Here is a 24,022-nt window from a genome sequence, read left to right as displayed (position 1 = left end):
CCGGCGGGCCTCACCGCGCGTCACAGCGGCATACCACTCGAACGGGAGAACTGCGGTGACCATGTCCGGCATCAGAAGACTTTCCATCGCGCTGGGCCTCGGTACGGCCGTCGCCCTGCTCGCGTCGGGCTGCGGGACCTCGAACTCCGGCACGACCGTGGTCAAGTCCGCGCCCGGGACGACGACACCAGCGGCTCCTGTGCGGCAGATGGGCAAGCCGTGTCCCGTCCCCGGCGAGTGGCTGGGCAAGCCCGCGCCGACCTCCTACAACGGCACCCCGGCGAACACGCCGCAGGGGGAGGAGCTCTCTCAGGCGATCGGCGCGCAGAGCCGCGTGGCGGCGTTCGCCGACGTCTACGGCACTCACATCACGGACTTCCCCGCCGGACGCGTCGCCCTCTGCGTCACCGACCTCGCCGCAGGCCACCGGCTCGCCGCTGCGGCGAAGCAGGCCGACCCGAAGGCAGACCTCAACCGCCTGGACTACTACCTCTGCCTCTACTCGCAGGCGCGACTTGACCGGGCGGCGCAGCTGCTGGTGCCCCATGTGGCGAAGGGCGCCCTGGGCTTTCCGATCGACGGCTTCGGCCCCGCGCAGGACGCCTCCGGCGTGCTGGTCAACACCAGCGCGGCGGGAGCGAAGTCGGCAGCGCTCAAGGCGGAACTGGAACGGCTCGTCGGAGGCATCCCCGTCACCCTCGACGCGAGCGGCCCAGCCGTCCCGGCGTAGGTGCGCGCAGGCGCGCATCCGCGCGGGTGGTGGGGCGCGGCGTTCTCTCCCGGGGCGGGCGCTGTGAGCGGGGAGGCAGAGGAGTGCGACCTCCGCTGGGGTCAGCTGGGCGAGCGCACGCGCGCATCCGCCCGGGTCGCCGGGGTGCGGCCTGCTCTCCCCGGGGGTGGGCGAATTCGTCTGACTGGGGAGGGTATGGGCCCCCCGGGGAGCTCGGCAGCAGGGCGCGGAGCTGAAGTGGGCGTTGGCGCCGAAGCGGTGGCGTCAGGCGCTGTCGAGGAGCGAAGTGTGGAGTGTGAAGGTCGCGGTGGGGGCCAGGACGGCGAGGGCGGCGGCGTGGGTGGGGCCGGCCGGGATGTTGGCGAGGGTCCAACCGGGGGGCAGGGCCCCGGGGTTGGCCTCGCCGGTGTAGTCCTCGGCCGGATCGCGGCCTAGGCCGGTGCCGAGGCCCTTGAGGTAGGCCTCCTTGCGCGTCCACAGCTGGGCGAAGGCCGCCGGTGTCGGATTGGCGCCACCGCTCCGCGCCGTGAGCTCGGCCTGCTCCAAGGGGTGCAGCACCGTGGCGAGTTCGCGCGTCGCCTGCGGCGAAGGCAGCGGTTCGACGTCGACGCCGATCGGGGCGGTGGCAGCGGCCAGCCCGATCAGCACCAGGTCACCGCCGTGGGAGAGTGAGAACTGCGGCCCGCCCGGGGCCTCCAGGCGTGGGCGTCCGTGCGCCTCGCCGCAGCACGGACAGGGCTCGCGTGTGAAGCGGACGGCCGCCGGGGACAAGCCTGTCCGCGCCGCGAGGACCGCACGCAGCGCCGCGTGCGCGACCCGATAGAGGACGCGGTCGCTCTCGCGGACGAACGCCGCCGCCCTGGTCCGCTCCTTCTCGTCGAGGAGATCGTCGATGCGAGCGGACTCGAGGCCCGGCACGGGTCCGCGCACGTCCAGCAGCCAGAGCTCGACGCGCTCCGCCGCCCCGTCCACCCCGGCGGCGGCCCCTGTCACGGCAACAGCTCCGCGAGGTGGCGGGCGTAGCGCGCGGTCGCGCCGTCCGCGAAGGGGAGGAAGAGCTCGGGCTCGATCAGCTCGAGTTCCATCACCGCGGGCCCGTCCGGCAGCTCGACCAGGTCGACCCGACCGTACGCGGTCTCCGCCGGCGCCGCCGCCAACGCGGCGCGCGCCGCGGCGAGTTCGGCCTCCGAAGGGGTGTGCGGCTGCACGCTGCCGCCGTGGTGCTCGTGGATGCGGTACTCGCCCTGCGCCGGCACCTTGCGGACCGCGTGGCTGAACTCCTGGCCGAAGAAGACCAGCGAGGTCTCGCCGCGGGTCAGTACGGACTCCGCGAGCGGCTGCAGCAGCGCGTCGCCGTTCGCGACCAGTCCCGCCAGGTGGGCGGCGGCGTCCGGCGCGGTGGCGCGGGTGCGGAGCGCGCCGCGTGCGCCCGCGGAGACGGCGGGCTTGGCGACGAGCTCGGCCTCGCCGTGCCGCTCGCCGAACTCGGCGAGTGCGGCGGCGATCTCACCCTCGTCGGCGCCCTCGCGCAGGAGTCGGGTGGGTATCACCGGGATGCCGAGCGTGCCCAGGCCGACGAGGTAACCCTTGTGGCAGTTCCAGACGATGACCTCGGCCGGGTTCCGCAGCGTTGTCCGCTTCTGGGTCTGCTCGGCCCAGGCGACGAACTCACCGAGCCGGTCCCAGTAGTCCCAGGTTGTGCGGACCAGGGCGAAGCCGTGCTCGCTCCAGTCCAGCGGCTCGTCCCAGGGCTGGATCTCCGCGCTGACGCCGAGCTGCCGCAACTCGTCCGCCAGCAGGTCGTTCTCGGAGACCTCGCGGGGCATGGTGCGGCCGGTGAGCAGGACGATGTCGGACATGGGCGTGCTTGCCTCTCCGTTGCGTGCGGCCCCGCGGCAAGGGGTGGCCCGGCGGCCTGGAATCGGAGCCTATCCGTTGGGTGGCGCTTTGCGGATCTTGGCCGACATCTTGACGCGCTCGGGGCCGGACGGGGCTGAGAACGGCCGCCCGGCGCCTCGCGGCGGCACCGCGTTCCGTCAGACGCGCTCGAGCGGCCGGTGCGGACCATCGGGAAGTTCGACGGTGATGACGTCGCCGGGACGGACCTCGCCGGTCGTCAGCACGATGCCCATGATCCCGGCCCTGCGGACGATGTCGCCCGCCTCGTTCCTGCCGACGACCTGCTTGAGCAGGCCCGGCTGGAAGTTGTTGATCTGCGGGCACGGGTTGCGCAGGCCGGTGATCTCGATCTCCGCCTCCGTGCCCAGCCGCAGGCGCGCGCCGCGCGGCAGGCCGAGCAGGTCGATGCCGCGGGTGGTGACGTTCTCACCCATCGCGCCGGGAGCGACCTCGAAGCCGGCGTCGAGCAGTTCGTCGTGGAGCTCCGCGTGGATCAGGTGGACCTGGCGGAGGTTGGGCTGCGTCGGGTCGTCCGCGATGCGTGACAGGTGCTGGACCGTCACGCCGAGGTGAGCGTCCCCCTCGACGCCGAGACCGGCCAGCAGCCGGATGCCGGGCTCGTTCGCCTTGCTGAAGGAGTGCTTCGCGTCCCGGCTGACTGCGGTCACCATTGCCTCGACGGTTATGTCGCTCATGTCCTGCGGCACCTCTTTCGCCTGATGGTCGGCCTACGAGCCATTCTCTCAGGCGCGCCGCTCAGCTCTCCGCCGGGCCCGGCGGTCGAGCCGGGCCCGCCGGGCGAGCCGCATCCTGCGCAGCGCGGGTGGGACCTTGGGAGCGACGGCGATCGCGCCGACCACGACCGCCACGGCCGCCAGCGACAGCAGCCAGTTGCGCAGATACGGCAGCGGCAGCAGGCTCGCGTTCCCGTGGTCGACGCCCGCGCGCAGCTCGGCCGGGAGTCCCACCGCCGTCAGCGCGGCGGCTACGACCAGTCCGGCGCGCAGCAGCGGGCGACGGACCAGCACCGTGCCGGCGAGGAGCACCAGCGGCAACCAGAACCCGTCGTGCAGCACCAGACCGCCGAGGCCCCAGAACAGCACCGAGAGCGGGTCGCGGATGTAGGGGTCGTTCAGCAGTCCGTAGATCCCGTAACCGATCACGCCGACCCCGGCCGCGCCGGTCACCGTCCGTACCACCTGCGGGCCGCGCGTCATCACAGCACCTCCAGCCGGGAGACCCACTTCGTCTGCAGCACGCCGGGCCGGTTCGGGGCGATGATCCGGGCCGGGTAGCCGTGGTCGGGCTGCAGCACCTGGCCGTTGACCCGCAGCGCCAGCAGGGTCAACGGGTCGCGCGCGTAGGTGTGCGGCATCTCCATCACGGAGTACGGACCGCCGCGCTCCAGCGAGGTGACGCGGATCAGCGCCCCGGGCGGCGCACCGGCCCGGTCCAGTAGGTCGCGCAGCCGGACGCCGCCCCAGCGGGCGGACGCGCTCCAGCCCTCGACGCAGGCGATGGGCAGTTCGGCCTCGGACTGCGGGAGCGCGAGCAGTTCGTCCATGGTGAGCGTGTAGGGGCGGGGTCCGTCGACGCGCAGCGTCCAGTCCGGGGGTGTGTGCGTGGTGCCCGCCTGGGCGGCGGTGCGGTTGACGGGCAGGCCCTGCGCGCCGAGGTCCGGCCGGCGCGGAGCGAGCAGGTCGAGCCAGCGCAGCCACGGCACGGTCTGACCGGCCGTCACCACGGTGACCGCGCCGACGGCGGCCACGACCGTCCCCAGCATCGCCCTTCGCCCCGCGAGCGCGGGCTTGCGGCGGCGCCAGTGCTCGGCGATCTCCGGTCCCTTGGCGGCGATGTGCAGCAGCAGGCCGCCGACGGCGATCCAGGCGAGCCAGAAGTGCGTCTGCCGGAACGGGAACGGCCACGGGTACCACTGCAGCGTGTTGAGCAGCCCGGTGAACAGCTCCAGCACCATCGAGCCGACCAGCAGCGCGATGCCGAGGCGCTCCAGCGCGTGTCGGACGGTGCGCGCGGGCGGCCAGGCGAAGAGCTTGGGGTAGACGGTCCAGAGCTTCGCGCCCAGTAGCGGGATCGCGGCGATGCCGCTGATCACGTGCAGCCCCTGGGTGATCCGGTACCCCTGGACGGGTCGGCTGGGCAGGTGGTCGCGGAGCCAGCCGGGCGGCTGCTGCAGCTCGTGGCTGATGAGACCCGTCACGAAGCAGATCAGTACCGCTGCGCCCAGCCACCGGCCGATGACCACGGCGGTGCGCGGCTCGTGCAGCCGGGACCGGAACGTGCCCTCGCGCAGCGGTCCGCGCCGCAGGGCGCTCGGGGGCTGGGGGAGCGGCAGGTCCAGCGGTCGGCGCAGCGGCGGCAGGTGTGGCAGCGGCGGGCGGCGTTTCATGCCTCCATGAGACCGCCGCGCGGTGCGGTTGGGACGGTTCGACCCGACTACGGAAGTCTTACGTCAGGGCCAGGCATGCACTTTGCAGGGGCGCGGGGAGCTGCGCGAGACACCACCCTCTGCGGATGGCCCTGCTCGTTCGGCCTGCCACGTCGGAGGGTGGCTTGTCGCGCAGTTCCCCGCGCCCCTGGCGGCTGCAACTTCCCCTTGTCGTGACCTTGAGCCTCGCCCGCTGGATGGTGCAACGTCTCGCCGTGCAGAAGGTGCGCGTCAGCGCATCATGCCGCCGAGGAGGCCGCCGACGCCCGCCGACTCGGCGTTCTCCGCGCCGGACGCGGGCAGGTAGGGGGCGAGGGCGTGCGCGAGGTTGGGCAGGGGCATGCTCTGGAGCCAGATCTGACCCGGCCCGGTGAGCGCGACGAGGTGGTAGCCGTCGCCGCCGAAGATCTTGTTGGCGATGCCGGGGACCCGGGTGATGGTGAACTGCACCTGCTGGTCGAACATACCGACGTGGCCCGGGTGCACCAGCATGGTCTGACCGGGGCCGAGGGTGTAGGTGGTCAGCTCGCCGGAGAGCTCGATCCAGGCGCGGCCCTGCCCCTCCAGCTTCTGCATGACGAAGCCGTCGCCGCCCCAGAGCCCGCCACGGAAGGACTGCTGAAGGCCGACGGAGGGAGTGATTCCCGGCGTCCCGCAGAGCCACCCGTGCCGGTGGACCATGAAGGACCGGCCGGGGGTGATGTCGACCGGCACGATGTGGCCGGGCACCTTGGCCGCGAACGCGACCAGACCGGCCGTGCCCTGTGCCTGGTACTGCGTCAGGAACAGGCTCCCGCCGCCCAGGACGCGCTTCATCGCGCCCATGAAACCGCTGCCGCCGCCGCTCTGCCCGCCGGTGGCCATGGTCTGCGACATCTGCACGTTGGCCGACATCCACGACAGCTCGCCGTGCGGCGTCACCACGCTCTCGCCAGGCGCCAGCTGCACCTCGAGCACCGGCATGGTGCTGCCCTTGATCTCAGCCTGCATGGCTGCTGCCCTCCCGATTCGGTGTCTCTGCTCCGCACGTTAGCGCTCGCTGAGGGGAGGACACAGCGCCCACCCCCGGACTGTTGCCTGACCGGGACGGGACGCGGACAGAAGGGACGGGACCCGCAACGGGACTCGGAGCGGAACCCGCGCCCGAGGCAGGTCCTACGCGAGCGCGCGGACCAGCCCGTGGAGCCAGTCGGCGTAGGCGGGCGTGCCGCGCAGGTGCTCGGGGATCAGGAAGGCTCGGCCGCCGACGCTGCGGATCCGGTCGTCGAGGACCGGGATCACCGTGAGCGAGACCGAGAAGGGTTCCGCGCGGCGACCGAGCTCCGCCTCGACCGCGCGGACGACCTCGCCCTCGGGGCGGGTGCCACCGGCGATCATCGCCTCGATGCCTGCGCGCTTGCGCGCGTGGTGCCACTTCATGGCCTCCGGCCAGCGCCGCTGCGCGGCGTCCCGCAGCGGTCCGGCCGCGAGCGCCTCGAAGCCGGGCGGGCCGAAGCGGGCCCGGACCCCTGTGTCGCGGGCGAAGTCCCCGGTCGGTGTGGAGAACGCCTGGGTCACGGAGGACTCCCACCAGTCCCGCCATGCCTCGGCCACGGCAGGATCCGCGGCGAGGCCGGACTCCAGCGACGGGTCGGGCAGCGTGTCCATCGCCAGCGCGCCCGGCACCCGGCCGCCCGGAGTGACCTCGATCCGCTCTGCTGCGCGCAGCCACAGCGGGAACTCGAGAAGTGAGCTCCACTCGTCCACCACGATCGTCCACGACGCCGCCCCCGCGACCTTCATCTGACGCCCCCTTCGGCCCGCACACCGGTGCCGTCCGCCCGCGGCCGTCCTCGTCTGCCGCCCCACACGCCACCTGCCGGAGCAACGACGGTACGCCGCCGGGACCCTGGGTGCCCCGGGAATTGTCGGATTGCGAACCGGTCCGGCGACACCCTTACACCTTGCGGGTGGCCGGGCGGGCGACGGTTTGGCAGCGTGGGCGCCTTCGCACGTCACCGAAGGAGCACCCGTCCATGGCCATCGTCCTGCACCGCGCCGACCAGGCCGAGCTCGGCGTCTTCGCGCCCAAGCCGACCAGCACCACCCAGGGGCAGCAGGAGGCGGCCCTGACCGTCTGGACCGCTCCCGAGGGCGTGGAGGCCGGCATCTGGGAGGCGACGCCGGGCCGCTTCACGGCCACGCGCGAGGGCTACCACGAGATCTGCCAGATCCTCTCCGGCCGGGCGACGATCACGCCGGACGGTGGTGCGCCGGTGGAGATCGGTCCGGGCGACACCCTGGTGACCCCGGCCGGGTGGACGGGCGCGTGGGAGGTCCACGAGACGCTGCGCAAGACCTACATCACGATCGATCTCTGAGCGTCCGCGAGGCGCGCGCGAGTCAGTCGCTCCCGCTCCCGCTCCCGCTCCCGCTCTCGTGCTCGCGCTTGCGCGTGCCCGGCCAGTCGAGCAGCAACTGCTGCTTGCGCGGTAGGGAGGCGACGACGAGATCGTAGGAGTCCTCGACCATCTCGCGGACCAGCTGTTCCGGCAACGAGCCGTCCAGCAGCACCGTGTTCCAGTGCCGCTTGTTGAGGTGCCAGCCGCCGGTGATCGCCGGGTGCTCCGCGCGCAGCCGGACGGCCAGCTCCGGGTCGCATTTGAGGCTCACCCGCAGTGGCGGCTCGGTGTCCAGCGCGGAGGCGGCGAACATCTTGCCGCCGACCTTGAAGACCGAGGTTTCGGGATTGAAGGGGAAGGTCTCCTCCGCGCCGTTGAATTCAAGGCAGTAGGAACGAAGTTGACCAGGCGTGAAAGATCCGTGATGCATGCCGCCAGTCTGCCGTGCCACAGTTAGCATGATGGGGATTTGCGGGGCGGCGGAATGTCACCCCGGTCCGGGGTGTGGGGTTCCCGCGTGCGGGAACACGTGGAAGGGGTCCGCGGTGGACGAGAGCTGGGACTGGGCGACGGGCGAGGACGGCGAGGCGGCCGCACGCCCGACGGAGCTGCGCACCGACATCCCGCACCCGGCGCGGATGTACGACTACTACCTGGGCGGCAAGGACAACTTCCCGGCCGACCGCGCGGCCGCCGAGCAGGTCGTCAAGCTGCTGCCGACCGCGCCGGCCGGCGCACGCGCCAACCGTCGCTTCCTCGGCCGCGCCGTCCGCTACGCGGGTTCCCTGGGCATCCGTCAGTTCCTCGACATAGGCACCGGCATCCCGACCGCGAACAACACCCACGAGGTCGCCCAGCTGTTGGCGCCCGACGCGCGGGTCGTCTACGTGGACAACGACCCAATGGTCCTGACCCACGCCCGCGCGCTGCTGAGCAGCACCCCCGAAGGCCGCACGGCCTACGTCGACGCGGACTTCCACGACCCCGAGACGATCCTGGACGCCCCGGGGACCAAGGAACTCCTCGACTTCGACCAGCCCATCGCCCTGCTGGTGGTGGCGCTGCTGCACTTCCTTTCCGACAGTGAGGACCCGTACGGCCTGCTCGACCGCTACAAGCGCGTGCTTCCCGCAGGCAGCGTGCTGATCGTCTCCCATGGCACCGGCGACTTCCTCTCGCCCGAGGTGGCCGAGGCGGTGACCCGCGTCTACTCCGCCTCCGGTCTGAACATCACCTCGCGCTCGCACGACGAGGTGATGCGCTTCGCCTCCGGCGCGGACTGGGAACCGGTCGCCCCCGGCGTGGTCCCGGTCAACGAGTGGCACGTGGGCACGGAGGACGTCAGCGACGACGACCGCGCGCTGACGGCGGAGGACGTGGCGGGCTACGGCGTGGTCTCGGTCAAGCGGGCCTGAGACCCGCAGCGCGTGAGACCGCAGCGCCTGAGACCGCAGCGCGCCGGGCTCAGAAACCCTTGAGGCGGTCCGTCTCCCGGCGTTCGCGCTTGGTGGGGCGGCCCGCTCCGCGGTCGCGGACGGGCAGGGCGGCGAGGAGCTCGCGGGGCGGAGGCGGCGGGCTCTTGTCGATCAGGCACTCGGCGGCGACCACGGCGCCGACGCGCTTGGCGACGGTCCTCGTCACGACCACGATGCGCTCCCGCCCCTCCTGCCGCAGCCGCACCTCGTCCCCCGGCTTCACCGGCTGCGCGGGCTTGGCCCGCTCGCCGTTCACTCGCACGTGCCCGGCGCGGCAGGCGGCACCGGCGGCGGACCGGGTCTTGGCCAGCCGTACCGACCAGATCCAGGCATCGACCCGCACGGGCGTGATGGGAAGCTCCTGCGACATGGAGCCACCCTAACCGCCGGTGGCGCGAGGGCACTGCCGCCCCGTTGGGCGGGTCACGTCAACGAGGTGAGGGCCCACCGCCCTGGGCGCGGCCGTGACCGACCGGCGACCGCGGTCTGAGCCGCCACCGGCTCCACCCGGATCAGCTTCATGTTGATCCCCTGGGCCGCACAGGATGCCGGATGAGCCGCCCGGCCCGGCCCCGGCCCCGGCCCGGCCCGGGCTCAGGGTTCCGTGGGGTCGGTGAGGCGGCCGAGTTGGAGTTGGAACCAGTCCAGGCGGGCCTGGAGCAGCGCGGCCTCGGCGGCGAGTTGGGGGACGAGGCCGTCGGGGCCGCCGGCCTTGTCGAGGGAGAGGGAGAGGTCGGGCGGAAGCGAGGCGCGGATCGGGGCCGGGGGTGCGAGGCGTTCGTCGCAGGCGGCGGTGACCCCCGAACCGCCCAGGCGTGCGTACGCGTCGAAGCGGAGCAGAGTGCGGTGGCCGGCGCAGATCGCGCAGCTGCCGGTCAGCGCACGCCAGCCGAGGATGCCCTCGCCGGTGTCGAGCACGCCCTCGGACGGACGGCCGCAGGCGCAGCGGGGCCAGAGGATCCGGCGCACGCGCTGGCGCTCGAAGCGCATGCCGCGCTCGTGGCGCAGGTACGCGCCCAGGATCGCGACCTCGAGCAGCACCGTGTCCCGGTACTCCGTCGCGCAGCCGAGCTCGATCGCCGCGCTTGCCTCGTGCAGGCAGTAGAAGCCGCACGCGCACCAGCGCGACGGCGGGCGATGCCGCCGCTCGTAGCCGCAACGGGCGGCGTCGAGCGGCCCGTAGACGATGTCGCCCCCGAGCGACACCCCGCGGAAGCCCAGCCGGGCGCCGTCTGCGGAGAGCATCGGGCGGGCGATCTTGTACCCGACCGGTGGCCGGTCCGGACGCTCCCTGGGAGCGCGCCGGAACGGCGTCACCGCTCCGCGCTCGACCCCGCCTGCGCGGGGACGGGTGCGACGACCACCACGCGGGCGGTCTCGGTCTCGGTCTCGTTCGCGGTCCCGGGGAGGGACTCCTCGACGGACGCGTCCAGCACGTCCTCGGCGATACCCGTGGCGACGATCTTGCCCAACCTCATGACAACCCCCTGCTCGGTGGTGCCGCGTCTGCTGGTGACTGCTCGCGCTCCCATGGTGACTCAGCGACGGCGGCGGCGGAAGAGGCCATGTCGCCGCAGACCGCGGCCGACCGCGCCCGACCTTCGGGTGAGTCGCGCAATGCGCCGTCAGGTTACTTCCGTGTGACGCGCGTAGTTTTTCGGTCCAGGTCGCTGACCAGCGGGCCGTGCTTCGGCTACGGTGGCCGGACTCGCGGCACAAGGGCGTGCCCACGTCTTTTCGAGCGGTTCAGCCTCCCACCCGAGGAGTCCAGCGCCCCATGAGACTGACCCCGCACGAGCAGGAGCGCCTGCTCATCCACGTGGCCGCCGACGTCGCGTCCGCCCGCAGAGCGCGCGGGCTGAGACTCAATCACCCCGAGGCGCTCGCGATCCTCACGGTGCACGTCCTGGAGGGAGCCCGGGACGGGCGGACTGTCGCGGAGCTGATGGAGTCCGGGCGGGCCGTGCTGGGCCGGGCGGACGTGATGGAGGGAGTGCCCGAAATGATTCACGACGTCCAGGTCGAGGCGACCTTCCCCGACGGTACGAAGCTCGTGACCCTGCACGAGCCGATCCACTGAAGCAGCGGGACGAGAAGGGGAGATGTTCGTGATCCCAGGTGAACTCCTGCTCGACGAGGGCGAGATCACGCTCAACACCGGACGGCCGGTGACCGTGCTCGCCGTCGTCAACACCGCAGACCGCCCCGTGCAGGTCGGCTCGCACTACCACTTCGCCGAGGCCAACCCCCGCCTCAGCTTCGACCGCGCCGCCGCGCGCGGGCAGCGGCTGAACATCCCGGCGGGGACGGCGGTCCGCTTCGAGCCGGGCATTCCGGCCGAGGTGGAGCTGGTGCCGCTGGGCGGGCGGCGCGAAGTGCTGGGCCTTCGCGGCGAGACAGGCGGAGCGCTCGACGGGCGGGTGGACGGATGAGCGCGCGGAAGGGCGTGGCAGCGGCCGGGCTGACGGTCACGCGGCGGCGCTACGCCGACCTCTACGGGCCGACGGCCGGGGACCGGATCCGCCTCGCCGACACCGATCTGCTGATCGAGGTCGAGCAGGACCTGTGCGGCGGCGGGGACGAGGCGGTCTTCGGCGGCGGCAAGGTGATCCGCGAGTCGATGGGCCAGAGCCGCGTCTCGCGCGCCGAGGGCGCGCCGGACACGGTCATCACCGGCGCGGTCGTGCTGGACCACTGGGGCATCGTCAAGGCCGACATCGGCATCCGCGACGGCCGGATCACCGCGCTGGGCAAGGCGGGCAACCCGGAGACGATGGACGGCGTCCATCCGGACCTGGTCATCGGTCCGGAGACGGAGGTGATCGCCGGCAACGGACGGATCCTGACCGCCGGGGCCGTCGACGCGCACGTGCACTTCATCTGTCCACAGCTCTTCGAGGAGGCGCTGGCGAGCGGCGTCACCACGCTGGTCGGCGGCGGGACCGGCCCGGCCGAGGGCTCCAAGGCGACCACGATCACCCCCGGCTCCTGGCACCTGGCCAGAATGTTCGCGGCGGCCGAGCATTATCCGGTCAACCTGGGCCTGCTGGGCAAGGGCAACACCGTCTCGACGGAGGCGATGCGCGCCCAACTGCGCGGCGGCGCGGTCGGCTTCAAGATCCACGAAGACTGGGGAGCGACGCCCGCCGCGATCGACGCCTGCCTGCGCGTCTGCGAGGAGAGCGGCGCGCAGCTCGCCATCCACACGGACACGCTCAACGAGGCCGGTTTCGTCCAGGACACGCTGGCCGCGATCGCCGGACGCGGCGTCCACGCCTACCACGCCGAGGGCGCGGGCGGCGGGCACGCGCCGGACATCATCACCGTCGTCTCCGAGCTCAACATCCTGCCCAGCTCGACCAATCCGACCCGCCCGCACACCCGCAACACGGTGGCCGAACACCTCGACATGCTGATGGTCTGCCATCACCTGAGTGCGAACGTGCCGGAGGACCTGGCCTTCGCCGAGTCGCGGATCCGGCCGACGACGATCGCGGCGGAGGACGTGCTGCACGACCTCGGCGCAATCTCGATGATCAGCTCGGACTCGCAGGCCATGGGCCGGATCGGCGAGGTGGTGCTGCGCACCTGGCAGACGGCCCACGTGATGAAGCGCCGCCGGGGCGCGCTGCCCGGCGACGGGCGCGCGGACAACCAGCGCGCGCGGCGCTACGTGGCCAAGTACACGATCAACCCGGCGCTGGCCCAGGGCATGGCCGGGGAGATTGGCTCCGTGGAGGCGGGAAAGCTCGCCGATCTGGTGCTGTGGACGCCGGCCTTCTTCGGGGTGAAGCCCGACCTGGTGATCAAGGGCGGCCAGATCGCCTGGGCCCAGATGGGCGACGCGAACGCCTCCATCCCCACGCCGCAGCCGGTACTGCCGCGCCCCATGTTCGGCGGGGTCGGACGCGCGCCGTCGGCCAACTCGCTGAACTTCACCACGCAGTGGGCGCTGGACGACGGCCTGGCGGAGCGCCTGGGGGAGCAGCTGGGCGTGGCGAAGGCGTTCACGGCGATCACGGACACCCGGGGCGTGACGAAGGACGCGATGCGCGAGAACAGCGCACGGCCCAGGGTGACGGTGGAACCGGACAGCTTCACGGTGCGGATCGACGGCGAGGTCGTCGAGCCGCAGCCGGCCGAGGAGTTGCCCATGGCTCAGCGGTACTTCCTGTTCTGAGACGAGAGAGGAGGGGAGGCTCCGTGCTCCACCCGGCACTGCTCGTGCTCGCCGACGGGCGATTCCCGGCCGGTGGCCACGCGCACTCGGGCGGCGTCGAGGCGGCGGTCCGGGCGGGCCGGGTCCACGACGCGGGGAGCCTGGAGGCGTTCTGCGCGGGGCGGTTGGGCACGGTGGGGCTGACAGCGGCCGCGCTCGCCGCGAGCGCGGCACTGGGGATGGATCTCCATGCGCTGGACGAGGCCGCGGAGGCGCGGACGCCGTCGCCCGCGCTGAGGGCGACGTCGCGGCGGCTGGGACGGCAGCTGCTGCGCGCGGCGCGGGCGGCCTGGCCCCCAACACCGGAGTCGGCCCTGGCGGCGGTGGCGCGGGAGCTGCCGGGTGGCGGGTATCAGCCGGTGGTCTTCGGGGTGGTCGCCGCGGCGGCCGGGCTCGGACCGGCCGAGGCGGCGACGGCGGTGGCCTACGAGTCGGTGTCGGGGCCGGTGACCGCGTGCGTGCGGCTGATCGGACTGGACCCCTTCCAGGCGACTGCGGTCCTGGCGAGACTCGCGGGAGCGATCGGCGAGGTCGCCGAGGCCGCGGTGACCGCAGCCGTCATGGCGGCGGAGGCGGGAGACCTCGACCTGCTGCCGACGGCGAGTGCTCCCCTGCTGGACATCTACGCGGAGCAACACGCGGCGTGGCCGGTCCGACTGTTCGCCTCGTGAGCAGGTCCAGCAGGTCCAGCAGGTCCACGGGACTGACGGACGAACAGATACACATTTCGACGATCGGAGCAGCCACCATGCATCGTGACCCCGACCTCCCCGCCCACGAGCACCACGCCGCACCGCCGCTCTCGGGCGCGGGCGCCCGCCGCGCCCTGCGGATCGGCCTCGGCGGTCCGGTCGGCTCCGGCAAGACGGCCACCGTCGCGGCCCTCTGCCGCGCGCTGCGCGACGAGCTCTCGCTCGCCGTCGTCACCAACGACATCTACACCACCGAGGACGCCGAGTTCCTGCTCAGGAACGCCGTCCTGCCGCCCGCGCGGATCTCCGCCGTGGAGACGGGCTGCTGCCCGCACACCGCGATCCGCGACGACATCAGCGCGAACCTCGAAGCGGTGGAGGAGCTGGAGGCAGGAGTCGGCCCGCTCGACCTGGTGCTGGTCGAGAGCGGCGGGGACAACCTGACGGCCACCTTCAGCCGGGGGCTGGTCGACCACCAGATCTTCGTCATCGACGTCTCCGGCGGTGACAAGATCCCGCGCAAGGGCGGGCCGGGGGTGACCACCTCCGATCTCCTCGTGATCAACAAGACGGACCTCGCCCCGCTCGTCGGCGCGGACCTCTCGGTCATGGCGAGGGACGCCGCCGCACAACGCGGTGACCTGCCCGTCGTGTTCTGTTCGCTCGCGAAGCCGGACGGCGTCGCGCCGATCGCCGCATGGGTGCGCGAGCGGCTCGCGCAGTGGCAGCGGGCATGAGCAGCGTCAGCGCGGTCGCGCGCATCGTCGCCGCGCCGGACCGGCGCGGCGGGACCGCGCTGCCGGTGTTGGTCGGGGACGGGCCGATCGCGCTGCGGCGCAGCCGGCATCCGGGGGACGAGGCCGCCGCCCACGTGGTCGTCGTGGGCGCGATGGCCGCGCCGCTCGGCGGCGACCGGCTGCGGATCGAGGTCGTCGTCGAGCCCGGCGCGCGACTGCGGGTGACCAGCGCCGCCGCGACCGTCAGCCTGCCGGGACGCGAGCCGGCCGCCGCCCACTACGAGCTGGACCTCGCGGTCGGCCGCGACGCCGAGTTGGAGTGGCTGCCCGAGCCGGTGATTGCCGCCGCGGGGAGCGAGCTGCGACTGTGGACCCGGATCCGGCTGGACGAGGGAGCCCGACTGCTGTTCCGCGAGGAGCAGGTGCTCGGACGCCACGGCGAGCTGCCGGGCCGGCTCGCGGGCCGCCTGACGGTCCGCCAGCGCGGTCGGCTCGTCCTCGACCAGTCGACCGACCTCGGCGGCTCACCATCCGGCGCGCCCGGCTGGGACGGCCCCGCCGTGCTCGCCCACCACCGCGCCCTGGGCCAGCTGCTCACTACCGGCCACGCCCCCTTCACCGAGCTCAGCCAGGCATCCCCCCAGGGGCGCGAGGAACTGCGCGAGAAACCACCCTGCGCGGATGGCCCTGCGCACGCGGGGACGCCTGCCCCGACCGATCGCCCTCGGACCCGCCCGACCCCGGCCCTGCCCGCCGTTCCGGGTGTGGAGGCCGCCGCGTTCCCGCTGGGGGACGGGCTGACGCTGCTCACCGCGCTCGCGCCGGACGCCCTCGCACTACGCGCCGCCCTGCGCGTTCCACTGCAGACGGACGCGCCGACGGCCCGTCATATCTGCTCAGCCCGCAGTCGCAACCAGGATGCTGCCCTCGCCGGCGCGGACTTCGGCTCCGGCAGCGCGCCTTGGCCGAGCGCCGCGCCCGTGATGACGACCTTCCCGTCGAGCGAGGCATCCATGTGACCCCCTGGCCATGAGCTGATCTAACAAGTGTTAGGTAGGTTAGTCGAGCCCGAGGATCGCCGTCGAGTTATCCACAGGCTTCGTCCGGGTGAATCGACAGGGACAATGGGCGGGTGCCGAGTACGCAGAAGAGCCAGGGCAAGAGTCAGAGCAAGGCCAAGAAGCCCGACGCGGGCGCGTCGCCCGCGCGGCGCCAGGAGATCCTGGACACCGCCGCGGAGGTCTTCGCCGAGCAGGGCTACAACGCCACGACGGTCCGCAAGATCGCCGACCAGGCGGGCATGCTCGCGGGCAGCCTCTACTACCACTTCGACTCCAAGGAGTCGATGCTGGAGGAGATCCTGACCGCCTTCCTCAGTGAGCTCTGGACCGGCTACGACGCCGTGCTCGAGTCCGAACTGGACCCGAGGGAGACGCTCGAAGCCCTGGTCACCGAGTCCTTCAGGGAGATCGACCGGCACCGCGCCGCCGTCGCGATCTATCAGAAGGAGTCCAAGCAGCTGGCACCCCAGCCACGCTTCGCCTTCCTGGCCGAATCACAGCAGAAGTTCGAGAAGGCCTGGCTGCGCACGCTGGAGCGCGGGGTCGCCGACGGCGTCTTCCGCGCCGACCTCGACATCCGGCTGACCTACCGCTTCGTCCGCGACACGGTGTGGGTCGCCGCCTCCTGGTACCGGCCGGGCGGCCGGCACAGCCCCGAGGAGATCGCCCGCCAGTACCTGACCATGGTGCTGGACGGCATCGCCGAGCGGACCTGAGCCCGCCCGGCGACGCGCCCGCCCGGCGACGCGCCCGCCCCGGCTACGCGCCCGCCACCGGCTCCGCCGACCCGCCGGTGCCTTCCTCCGGAGCGGTCGCCCTCGGCCGCCCGAAGCGAAGGTAGAGCGAGGGCACCACGAAGAGCGTCAGCAGCGTCGAGCTCACCAGCCCGCCCAGGATCACGACCGCCAGCGGGTACTCGATCTCCCGGCCCGGCGCGTCACCCGCGATCACCAGCGGGACCAGCGCCAGCGCCGTCGCCAGCGAGGTCATCAGGATCGGCGCGAGCCGCTCGCTCGCGCCCCTGACGACCAGCTCCGGGCCGAAGGCCATGTCCTCCTCCTGCTCCAGGTGCTGGCAGTGATTGATCATCAGGATGCCGTTGCGTGCGGCGATCCCGAAGACGGTGAAGAAGCCGACGAGCGCCCCGATCGTCACCTCCGCGCCACCGAACCAGATCGCGATCAGCCCGCCCACCAGCGCCATCGGCAGCGTCACGAAGAGCAGCGCCGCCAGCCGCCAGGAGCCGAAGGCGAGCTGGAGCAGCAGCAGGATCGCCACCCCCGCCAGCAGCGCCGTCGTCAGCAGGCTGTTCTGCGCCTGCTGGCGCTCCTGGTACTCGCCGAGCAGCTGGTAGTGCGAACCGCGCGGCACGTTCACCGTCTTGAGCCTGTTCTGGATCTCGGAGACGACCGCCGACAGGTCGCGGCCCTGCACGTTCGCACCGACGTCGATGTAGCGGGAGTTGTTCTCGCGCGTGATCAGGTACGGGTCCGCCGCCAACTGCACCGTCGCCAGATCGCCCAGCCGGACGTGGCCGCCGCCCGGGGTGTCCAGCTGGAGGTTGCTGATCGCGCCCGCGTTGTTCCGCACCGACGGGAGGCTCCACACATAGACGCCGTAGACCTGGTTGTTCTCGAAGACGTTGCCCATCTCCTGCCCGGCGACCGTGGTTGCCGCCTGGCGCCGCACGTCGCCCGGCTTCAGGCCATACCTCGCGGCCTTGGCCAGGTCCACCTCGACCTGGATCTGCGGTGTGTCCACCGACAGGTCCATGTGCGGGTCGACGACGCCGGGCACAGAGGAGACCTGGCCGAGCACCGACTGCGCGGTGTTCCGCATCTCCGCCAGGTCCTGGCCGTAGACGCGGACGGTGACGGCCTGCTTCGAGCCGCTGAGGACCTCCTCGATGCGCTCGTTCAGGTAGGTCTCCACGTCGCGGTAGAGGCCGGGGTAGCTGTTCACGACCGCCCGCACCTTGTCGACGGTCCGCTCGTAGTCGACGTTCGGCGAGATGTGGATCCACACCTCGGCCGCGTTGATGCCGACGATCTCCTCGCCCTGCGGCGCGCGCCCGATGTGGGCGCCGAAGTCCTCGACCCCCGGGATCGCTTTGAGTTCGGAGTCCAGCTGCGTGGTGGTGCGCACCACCTCCGCGTCGGAGGTGCCGGGGATGGCGTCCCAGTGGATCAGCAGGTCGCGCTGCTGGAAGCTGGGGAAGAGCGACTGGCCGAGCTGCGGCGCGATCAGCGCCCCGCACAGCACGACGGCCGCGAAGACGCCATAGGCGGCGGAGGGCCGGGCCACGATCCGGTCGAGCACCCGTTCGTACCAGCGCCGCAGGACCCGCACCAGCGGGGACTGGAAGCGCTTGAGCTTCGCTTTCCGAAGCATGATCAGGGTCAGCGCCGGGGTGACCGTCAGCGCGACGGCCATCGAGGCGAGGATGGCGAGGGTGTAGGCGAGTGCGAGCGGCCGGAAGAAGGCCGCCGTCAGGCCGTGCAGCAGGAAGACCGGCACGGCGGCGGCGACGATGATCAGCGTCGCGTAGACGATCGGGCTGCGGACCTCGAGCGAGGCGCCGAGGATGATCCGGGCGGTGGACTGCTGCGTGCCGCCCTCGTCCGCGCCGGTCCGGCGGGCGATGCGCAGCCGGCGCAGGATGTTCTCGACGTCGATGATCGCGTCGTCGACGACCGCGCCGAGGGCGATGATCAGCCCCGCCAGCACCATCGTGTTGACCGTCGCCCCGATCGCGCGCAGCACCAGCACCGCCGCCGTCAGCGAGAGCGGGATGCTGACCAGGCTGATCAGCGCGACGCGCCACTCGAAGAGGAAGAGCACCAGGATCACCACGACCAGCAGGAAGCCGAGCAGCAGTGAGTTCAGCAGGTTGTGGACGGAGTTGTCGATGAAGTCGGCCGGCCGGAAGATGTGGGAGTCGAAGGCGACGCCCGACAGGCCCGGCTGCATGGACGTGAGCGCGTCGTCGACGCCAGAGGTGATCTTGAGCGTGTTGCCCCAGGGCAGCTTCGCGACCACCAGGAGAATGCCGGGCTTGCCGTTGATGATCGCGTCGCCGATCAGCGGCTGGTAGTTGCGGACGACCTTGCCGATCTGGCCGAGCGTCACCGTCCTGCCGTTGGCGGCCTGGTCCTCCAGCGGCACCTTCGCGAGGTCGGCGGGGTCCTGGATGGAGAGCTGGTGGGCGATCGGCAGCCGCTGGTTCGGCAGACCGGGTGTGCCGTCGAGGAACCCGCCCGCGCCGACGACCGCGCCGGTGGAGAACTGGAGCGCGCCGGAGTCGAGCGCGTCGGCGGTGGTCCGCTCGACGTCGTCGAGGGTGACCTTCTGGGCGGCCATCTTCGCCGGGTCCACCTGGACCTGGAACGCCTCCGGGCGCTGGTCCCAGATGGAGACGTCGGCGACGCCGTCGACGTGCAGCAGTCGCGGCTTGATGGTCCAGTAGGCCAGCTGCGACAGCTCCATCGGCGTCATCGGCCTGCCGTTGGGGCCGTTGCCGCTCGCGGTCATGCCGATCTGCAGGACGCGGGCGGTCGCGGAGACCGGCGCGAGCATGACCGGCGGGCTGGCCCAGCGCGGCAGCGTGGGCCGGACGGTGGCCAGCCGCTCCTGCACCAGCTGACGCGCGTGCAGCAGGTCGGTGCCGGGCGAGAAGACCATGATGATCGACGAGAGCTGCGGGACGGACGTCGAGCGCATCTGGGTCAGGCCCGGCATGCCGTTCATGGCGAGTTCGAGCGGGACGGTGACCAGCTTCTCGACGTCGGAGGTGGACAGGCCGAGGCTCTCGGTCTGGATCTGCACCTGCGGCGGCGCGAACTCCGGGAACACGTCCACGGGCGTGCTGCGGACGCTGGCGATGCCGACCGTCATCATGGCGACGGCGGCGGCGACGACCAGGAACCTGAAGTTGAGGCTCCACCCGACGATGGCGCGCATCACCCCGCCCCGGGCGCCGCCCTCGCGGCGCTTGCTTGCCCCCCGTTCTGCGGCCACGGCTATTCCTCCCCGACTCCGTACTCGGCGCCGAGCAACTCGGCGGCGGCGACCACGACGACCTGCGAGCCGGCGGACGGCCCACGGCTGAGGACGACGGTGTCGCCTTCATAGCGCCGGATGGTGACGGCCTGGCGCAGGTAGGCGTGCGTCCCGGCGGGGAGGTAGACCCAGGGGACGCCGTTGGGGTCGTAGATCACCGCGGTGATCGGCACCCGTTCGTCCCCGGCGCCGTCGGTCTGCACCGGGACGGTACGGATCCCCAACCGCTGGTCCGCGACGGCGGTCAGCACGACCTTGCGCACCTGCCCGTACGCGGCGGTGCGGCTCGGCGAGCTGCCGGGCAGCGGAACGAGCGTGGCGGGCGACTCGCCGCGCGGCGTCTCGCTCTTCGGGCCGCAACCGGCGACGCTGACGCTCAGCGCCACCACGCACGCCAGCCCGGCGAGCGCGGCACGCGCCCTCTGCTGACGCCGCGTCATCGGCCGACGCCTTCCTCTGCCCCGGCAGACTCCCCGCCCGCGTGCGCCCCTTCGCTTGCCGCGCCGACCGTGCCGACCGCGTCGCCCTGGCCGACGGCTGAGGACTGGGCGCTGCGGCTGCGGTTGGGCGTGCCGACCGTCTCGCCGCCGTGGCTGGCCCCGATCGCGCCGGCTGCGCCAGCGGCGGTGCGGCTCCTCTCGTCCTGGTCTGCGCCGACTGCGTCGCCGTCGGCTGAGCGCTGGGGGCTGTGGTTGCCGTTTGGCGTGTCGACCGCGTCGCCGCCGTGGCTGGCCCCCATCGCGCCGGCTGCGCCAGCGGCGGTGCGGCCGCTCTCGTCCTGTCCCGCGCCGACTGCGTCACCGTCGGCCGGGCGCCGGGTGCTGCCCTTGGGCATGCCGACCGCGTCGCCGCCGGCCGGGCGCCGGGTGCTGCCCTTGGGCATGCCGACCGCGTCGTCGCCGGCCGGGCGCCGGGTGCTGCGGCTGCCGTTGGGTGAGTCGAGCGAGTCGCCGTTGGCGGCTGTGGCCGCAGCAGCGGCGCTCTCGGCGCCACCGGCGGGGTTGCCCTCGTTGCCCTGGCTGGCCTTGGCCGCGGGGACCGCCGGGCCGGAGGCGGTGCGCGGGATACCGCCACCGTCGCCCGCGACCGCGCTCGTCGTGGCGAGGGAGAGGCCGGGGGAGTCGGAGTCCGGGGGCGGGAAGAGGCGCTCGTCGCTGCCCTCGTCCCTGCGGCCCCGGCCGGCGAAGGCCGGGAGGAGGAGCAGGGTGACCAGGGTCGCGGAGACCGCGCCGCCGATCAGGACCAGGGCCAGCGGGCGGACCAGTTCCAGGCCCGCGATGTCGCCGCGCAGCGTGAACGGCAGGACCAGCAGCACCAATCCCACTGCCGAGGCGACCACGGGGAACGCCGCCTCCCGCGCGGCGCGCAGCGCTGGGTCGGGGCGGTCCTCGCGTTCCAGCGCCTGCGCGCGCCGCAGGACGAGCAGTCCGCCGCGCACCGCCAGGGCCAGCACGCCGATGAAGCCGATCAGCTCACCCGCCGTCAGGGAGCGCCCGGCGATCAGCGCCGTCAGTACCCCGCCCGCCAGCGAGAGCGGCAGCGACAGCAGCAGCACGAGCGCCCGCGACCAGCTGCGGAAGGCGGCCTGGAAGAGCAGCAGCATGCCCAGCACGCAGCCGATCGCGACCAGGATCACCCGCAGCGCGCCGCTCTGCTGCTCCAGAAGGCCGCTGGAGACCTCCGCGTGGTAGCCCAACGGCAGGCCCACCCCCCGTACCGCCGTCTGCACCCGGGCGAGTGCCGTGTCCAGGTCCGTGCCGTGCACGTTCGCGGTGATGTCGAGGTACCGTGACGCCTGGTCGTGGTCGATCTCGGTCGGGGCAGGGGCGATGCTGACCGTCGCCACGTTCTTGAGCGCCACCTGGCCGCCGCTCGGAGTGTCCAGCATCAGGTTCTGGATGTCGCCGAGGTTCGACCGGACGGTCGGCTCGCTCCACACCGCGACGTCGAAGATCTGCTGCTGCTGGTAATAGCTGCCGACCGGGATGCCCGAGATCAGCACCGCCGTCGCGCGCCGTACGTCGCCCGGCTTGAGACCGTACCTCGCGGCCTTGTCCACATCCGTGGCGATCGTGATCGAGGGCTCCTGCGTCGGCTCGTGCACCGTCGCATCGCCGACGCCGGAGACGCCGTCGACGACTCCGCGCAAACGTTCCGCCTGTGCCGACAGCGACGTCCAGTCCGTGCCGTAGAGGCGGACGGTCAGCGGGGCGGTGCCACCGGGCGCGGTGTCGGACCGGGGGGCCTGGGCGAGCGCCGTCTGCGCGTACATCAGCAGTTGGTGCCGCAGGGCGGGATAGTGGGCGAGGATCGTCGAGACCGCGGCCTTGGTGCGGCCGTAGTCGGCGCCCTTGGCGATCGTGATCCAGGTCTGGGCCGAGTCGACGCTGACGATCTGGTCGCCCAGCAGCGACTGGCCGATGTCGCTCGCCACGTTGGTGACCCCGGCGACGCCGCGCAGCTCTGCGCCCGCCGCCTCCGTGGTCTGCCGCATGGCCGGCAGCGAGGTGCCGGGGGCGGCGCTCCACTGCACCAGCAGGTCACGGTCCTGCGGGACGGGCAGCAGCCCGCCGCCGCCGAACTGCGGGATGATCGCCAGCGCGGCCAGCCCCAGCACCGCCGCCAGGGCGACGGCGCCGGCACGCCGTCGTGCCAGGGCCGGTCCGACGCGGTCGTACGCGGCCTCGATCCAGCGCGCGACCGGCGGTTCGACGCGGCGTTCGGGCGCGCGGCGGAGCAGCAGCAGCGCCAGCGCCGGGGTGACCGTGAGTGCGACGGCGGTCGCGGCCACGACGGTGAGCAGGTAGGTGAAGAGCATCGGCCGGGTCAGCGAGCCGTTGCTCCCCGGGACCATCAGCAGCGGGACGGCGGCGAGCAGCACCACCGCGAGCGCGTAGCCCAGCGGTCGGCGCACGCCGAGCAGCGCGTCGGTGATCGCCGCGGCGCGGGACTCGCGTGAGTCGCCGTCAGGATCGGGGGCGTCCAGGCTGCGCCGCAGCGCGGCCATGGCGGAGACGGCGTCGTCGACGACGACCGCGAGTGCGACAGCGAGGCCGGCGAGCGTCAGCGAGGTGAAGGTCGCGCCGCGCAGCTGCAGCACCCAGGCCGCGGTGATCAGCGGCAGTCCGACGGCGACCAGCCCGAGCAGGGCGACCCGCCAGGACCGCCAGGCGAGTCCGAACCAGGCGACCAGCAGGAGCAGCCCGACCAGCCCGGCCCATCCGAGGTTGGCGAGGGCCGAGTCCAGGTAGGAGGCGGGCTGGAAGACCTGGGTGTCGATGGTGACCCCGGACAGGCCCGGCTGCAGCTCGGCCATGGCCTGCCGCACGCCGCGGTCGACGGCGATCGTATTGGCGCCGGGGAACTTCTCGACGACCAGCAGGAAGCCGGTGCCGTCGGCGGACTGCGAGGTGAGCACGGCGTCGCCGCGCAGCGCCGGGTGGTCCTCGACGACCCGCGCGACGTCGCCCAGCTTCAGCCGGGCGGCCCCGGTGTCGCTCTCCAGCGGGACCTTCTCCAGGTCGGGAGGGGTGGAGATGGGCAGCAGGTGCTGGACCGAGAGCCGCTGGTTGGGCGTGTCGATGAAGCCGTCGGCGCCGGGGGAGGAGGCCTCGACGAAGGTCAGCGGCGAGGTCCACATCGCGTCGCCGGTGGTGTTGATGACCTGGGAGAGCGTCACACCCTTGGCGTGCAGCTTCGCCGGGTCCACCAGCACCTGGAGCTGCTGGTCACGCTGGCCCCAGATGGTGACGTTGGCGACGCCGGGAACGGCCAGCAGCCGCGGCCGGATCCGCCACCGCGCGAGCGAGGACAGGTCGATGGGGCTGACCGAGGTCGAGGAGAGGCCGATCATCATGGCCCGGGACTCGGCGGAGAGCGGCTGGATCATCACCGGCGGCGTGCCGATGTTGACCACAGCGGGGCCCTGGGCGACGCGCTCGTGCGTGAGCTGGCGGGCCTGGTAGATGTCGGTGCCCGGCTTGAAGGTCAGCTCGATGGCGGACAGACCGGGCAGCGACTGCGAACGCAGATGGTCGAGGAAGGGCAGCCCGTTGAGCTCGTCCTCCATCGGGACGGTGATCAGCTGCTCCACCTCGTTGGCGGACAGCCCCAGGGCCTCCGTCTGCACCTGGACCTGAGGCGGCAGGAACTCGGGCAGCGTGTCGACGGCGGCGTGGCGTAGCGCATTGACGCCGAGCCCCATCACCACGAGCGCTGCCACCACGACTGCGGCGGCCAGCCGCAGGCTCGACGAGATCAGCCAACGCACGAACGTCCCCCGTTCATTCATCCCCCTACGGCAGCGCCTGCTGACGTCGAGTC

General features: G+C 72.6%; 24 protein-coding genes. 10 read left to right on the top strand and 14 right to left on the bottom strand.

The features are described 5' to 3' along the window. Positions 1–55: 55 nt before the first annotated feature. Positions 56–730, top strand: a complete 675-nt coding sequence (locus tag ABIA32_RS09000) for a hypothetical protein (protein WP_370093403.1) — start codon at positions 56–58, stop codon at positions 728–730. Positions 731–994: 264 nt separating this feature from the next. On the opposite strand, the gene ABIA32_RS08995 is transcribed toward ABIA32_RS09000, so the two are convergent. The 7 genes from ABIA32_RS08995 to ABIA32_RS08965 all read right to left on the bottom strand — a co-directional run bounded on the left by ABIA32_RS08995 (position 995) and on the right by ABIA32_RS08965 (position 6,857). Then, positions 995–1,723: a 4'-phosphopantetheinyl transferase superfamily protein gene (locus ABIA32_RS08995; protein WP_370093402.1), complete on the bottom strand. Its 729-nt coding sequence runs from the start codon at positions 1,721–1,723 to the stop codon at positions 995–997. Beyond that, positions 1,720–2,589: a RimK family alpha-L-glutamate ligase gene (locus ABIA32_RS08990; RefSeq protein ID WP_370093401.1), complete on the bottom strand. Its 870-nt coding sequence runs from the start codon at positions 2,587–2,589 to the stop codon at positions 1,720–1,722. The genes ABIA32_RS08995 and ABIA32_RS08990 overlap by 4 nt, the downstream gene beginning before the upstream one ends. A gap of 177 nt (positions 2,590–2,766) precedes the next feature. Further along, complete coding sequence (locus ABIA32_RS08985) at positions 2,767–3,324, bottom strand: MOSC domain-containing protein (protein WP_370093400.1); 558 nt, start codon at positions 3,322–3,324, stop codon at positions 2,767–2,769. A gap of 48 nt (positions 3,325–3,372) precedes the next feature. Beyond that, the gene (locus ABIA32_RS08980) at positions 3,373–3,846 is read right to left on the bottom strand and encodes a hypothetical protein (RefSeq protein WP_370093399.1); all 474 of its coding nucleotides are present in this window, start codon (positions 3,844–3,846) and stop codon (positions 3,373–3,375) included. After that, a complete protein-coding gene (locus ABIA32_RS08975; protein WP_370093398.1) occupies positions 3,846–5,036 on the bottom strand; it encodes a molybdopterin-dependent oxidoreductase in 1,191 nt (396 codons plus the stop codon). The genes ABIA32_RS08980 and ABIA32_RS08975 overlap by 1 nt, the downstream gene beginning before the upstream one ends. A gap of 270 nt (positions 5,037–5,306) precedes the next feature. Further along, entirely contained in the window at positions 5,307–6,065 is a 759-nt protein-coding gene (locus tag ABIA32_RS08970; protein WP_370093397.1) for an AIM24 family protein, read from the bottom strand. Between the two features lie 165 nt (positions 6,066–6,230). Beyond that, positions 6,231–6,857: a hypothetical protein gene (locus ABIA32_RS08965; protein WP_370093396.1), complete on the bottom strand. Its 627-nt coding sequence runs from the start codon at positions 6,855–6,857 to the stop codon at positions 6,231–6,233. 233 nt (positions 6,858–7,090) lie between these two features. Between ABIA32_RS08965 and ABIA32_RS08960 the strand changes: the two genes are divergently transcribed. Then, complete coding sequence (locus ABIA32_RS08960) at positions 7,091–7,435, top strand: cupin domain-containing protein (protein ID WP_370093395.1); 345 nt, start codon at positions 7,091–7,093, stop codon at positions 7,433–7,435. Between the two features lie 22 nt (positions 7,436–7,457). Here ABIA32_RS08960 and ABIA32_RS08955 read toward each other — a convergent pair whose 3' ends face one another. Next, entirely contained in the window at positions 7,458–7,886 is a 429-nt protein-coding gene (locus tag ABIA32_RS08955) for an MmcQ/YjbR family DNA-binding protein (RefSeq protein ID WP_370093394.1), read from the bottom strand. Between the two features lie 115 nt (positions 7,887–8,001). Between ABIA32_RS08955 and ABIA32_RS08950 the strand changes: the two genes are divergently transcribed. After that, positions 8,002–8,871, top strand: a complete 870-nt coding sequence (locus ABIA32_RS08950; protein WP_370093393.1) for an SAM-dependent methyltransferase — start codon at positions 8,002–8,004, stop codon at positions 8,869–8,871. Between the two features lie 49 nt (positions 8,872–8,920). Here ABIA32_RS08950 and ABIA32_RS08945 read toward each other — a convergent pair whose 3' ends face one another. The 3 genes from ABIA32_RS08945 to ABIA32_RS08935 all read right to left on the bottom strand — a co-directional run bounded on the left by ABIA32_RS08945 (position 8,921) and on the right by ABIA32_RS08935 (position 10,409). After that, positions 8,921–9,301, bottom strand: coding sequence for an RNA-binding S4 domain-containing protein (locus tag ABIA32_RS08945; RefSeq protein ID WP_370093392.1), 381 nt, complete (start codon positions 9,299–9,301; stop codon positions 8,921–8,923). A 224-nt stretch (positions 9,302–9,525) separates the two neighbouring features. Continuing rightward, positions 9,526–10,176 carry a hypothetical protein gene (locus tag ABIA32_RS08940; RefSeq protein ID WP_370093390.1) on the bottom strand — a complete coding sequence of 217 codons (651 nt, stop codon included), beginning with the start codon at positions 10,174–10,176 and terminating at the stop codon, positions 9,526–9,528. Positions 10,177–10,244: 68 nt separating this feature from the next. Next, the gene (locus ABIA32_RS08935; protein ID WP_370093389.1) at positions 10,245–10,409 is read right to left on the bottom strand and encodes a hypothetical protein; all 165 of its coding nucleotides are present in this window, start codon (positions 10,407–10,409) and stop codon (positions 10,245–10,247) included. Between the two features lie 299 nt (positions 10,410–10,708). On the opposite strand from ABIA32_RS08935, the gene ABIA32_RS08930 reads away from it, so the two are divergent. The 7 genes from ABIA32_RS08930 to ABIA32_RS08900 all read left to right on the top strand — a co-directional run bounded on the left by ABIA32_RS08930 (position 10,709) and on the right by ABIA32_RS08900 (position 16,356). After that, on the top strand, positions 10,709–11,011 hold the full coding sequence (locus tag ABIA32_RS08930) for an urease subunit gamma (RefSeq protein WP_370093388.1): 303 nt from the start codon (positions 10,709–10,711) through the stop codon (positions 11,009–11,011). A 28-nt stretch (positions 11,012–11,039) separates the two neighbouring features. Beyond that, a complete protein-coding gene (locus tag ABIA32_RS08925; RefSeq protein ID WP_370093510.1) occupies positions 11,040–11,363 on the top strand; it encodes an urease subunit beta in 324 nt (107 codons plus the stop codon). Continuing rightward, complete coding sequence (locus ABIA32_RS08920; protein WP_370093387.1) at positions 11,360–13,111, top strand: urease subunit alpha; 1,752 nt, start codon at positions 11,360–11,362, stop codon at positions 13,109–13,111. Before ABIA32_RS08925 ends, ABIA32_RS08920 begins: the two co-directional genes overlap by 4 nt. A gap of 23 nt (positions 13,112–13,134) precedes the next feature. Continuing rightward, positions 13,135–13,821, top strand: coding sequence for an urease accessory protein UreF (locus ABIA32_RS08915; protein WP_370093386.1), 687 nt, complete (start codon positions 13,135–13,137; stop codon positions 13,819–13,821). Positions 13,822–13,898: 77 nt separating this feature from the next. Then, entirely contained in the window at positions 13,899–14,579 is a 681-nt protein-coding gene (ureG, locus tag ABIA32_RS08910) for an urease accessory protein UreG (protein WP_370093385.1), read from the top strand. Then, a complete protein-coding gene (locus tag ABIA32_RS08905) occupies positions 14,576–15,598 on the top strand; it encodes an urease accessory protein UreD (RefSeq protein ID WP_370093384.1) in 1,023 nt (340 codons plus the stop codon). Before ureG ends, ABIA32_RS08905 begins: the two co-directional genes overlap by 4 nt. A gap of 200 nt (positions 15,599–15,798) precedes the next feature. Next, complete coding sequence (locus tag ABIA32_RS08900) at positions 15,799–16,356, top strand: TetR/AcrR family transcriptional regulator (protein WP_370093509.1); 558 nt, start codon at positions 15,799–15,801, stop codon at positions 16,354–16,356. Positions 16,357–16,399: 43 nt separating this feature from the next. Here the strand turns inward: ABIA32_RS08900 and ABIA32_RS08895 are convergent, their stop codons facing one another. The 3 genes from ABIA32_RS08895 to ABIA32_RS08885 are packed head-to-tail and all read right to left on the bottom strand — an operon-like array spanning position 16,400 to position 23,969. Further along, the gene (locus ABIA32_RS08895; protein ID WP_370093383.1) at positions 16,400–19,657 is read right to left on the bottom strand and encodes an efflux RND transporter permease subunit; all 3,258 of its coding nucleotides are present in this window, start codon (positions 19,655–19,657) and stop codon (positions 16,400–16,402) included. Between the two features lie 2 nt (positions 19,658–19,659). Next, positions 19,660–20,139, bottom strand: a complete 480-nt coding sequence (locus tag ABIA32_RS08890; protein WP_370093382.1) for a hypothetical protein — start codon at positions 20,137–20,139, stop codon at positions 19,660–19,662. Then, positions 20,136–23,969: an efflux RND transporter permease subunit gene (locus tag ABIA32_RS08885; protein ID WP_370093381.1), complete on the bottom strand. Its 3,834-nt coding sequence runs from the start codon at positions 23,967–23,969 to the stop codon at positions 20,136–20,138. Before ABIA32_RS08885 ends, ABIA32_RS08890 begins: the two co-directional genes overlap by 4 nt. Positions 23,970–24,022 lie beyond the last annotated feature (53 nt).

The sequence above is a fragment of the Streptacidiphilus sp. MAP12-20 genome (assembly GCF_041262525.1).
In the GTDB taxonomy this organism is placed as follows: Bacteria; Actinomycetota; Actinomycetes; order Streptomycetales; family Streptomycetaceae; genus Streptacidiphilus.
This window is presented reverse-complemented; position numbering and strand designations above follow the sequence as displayed.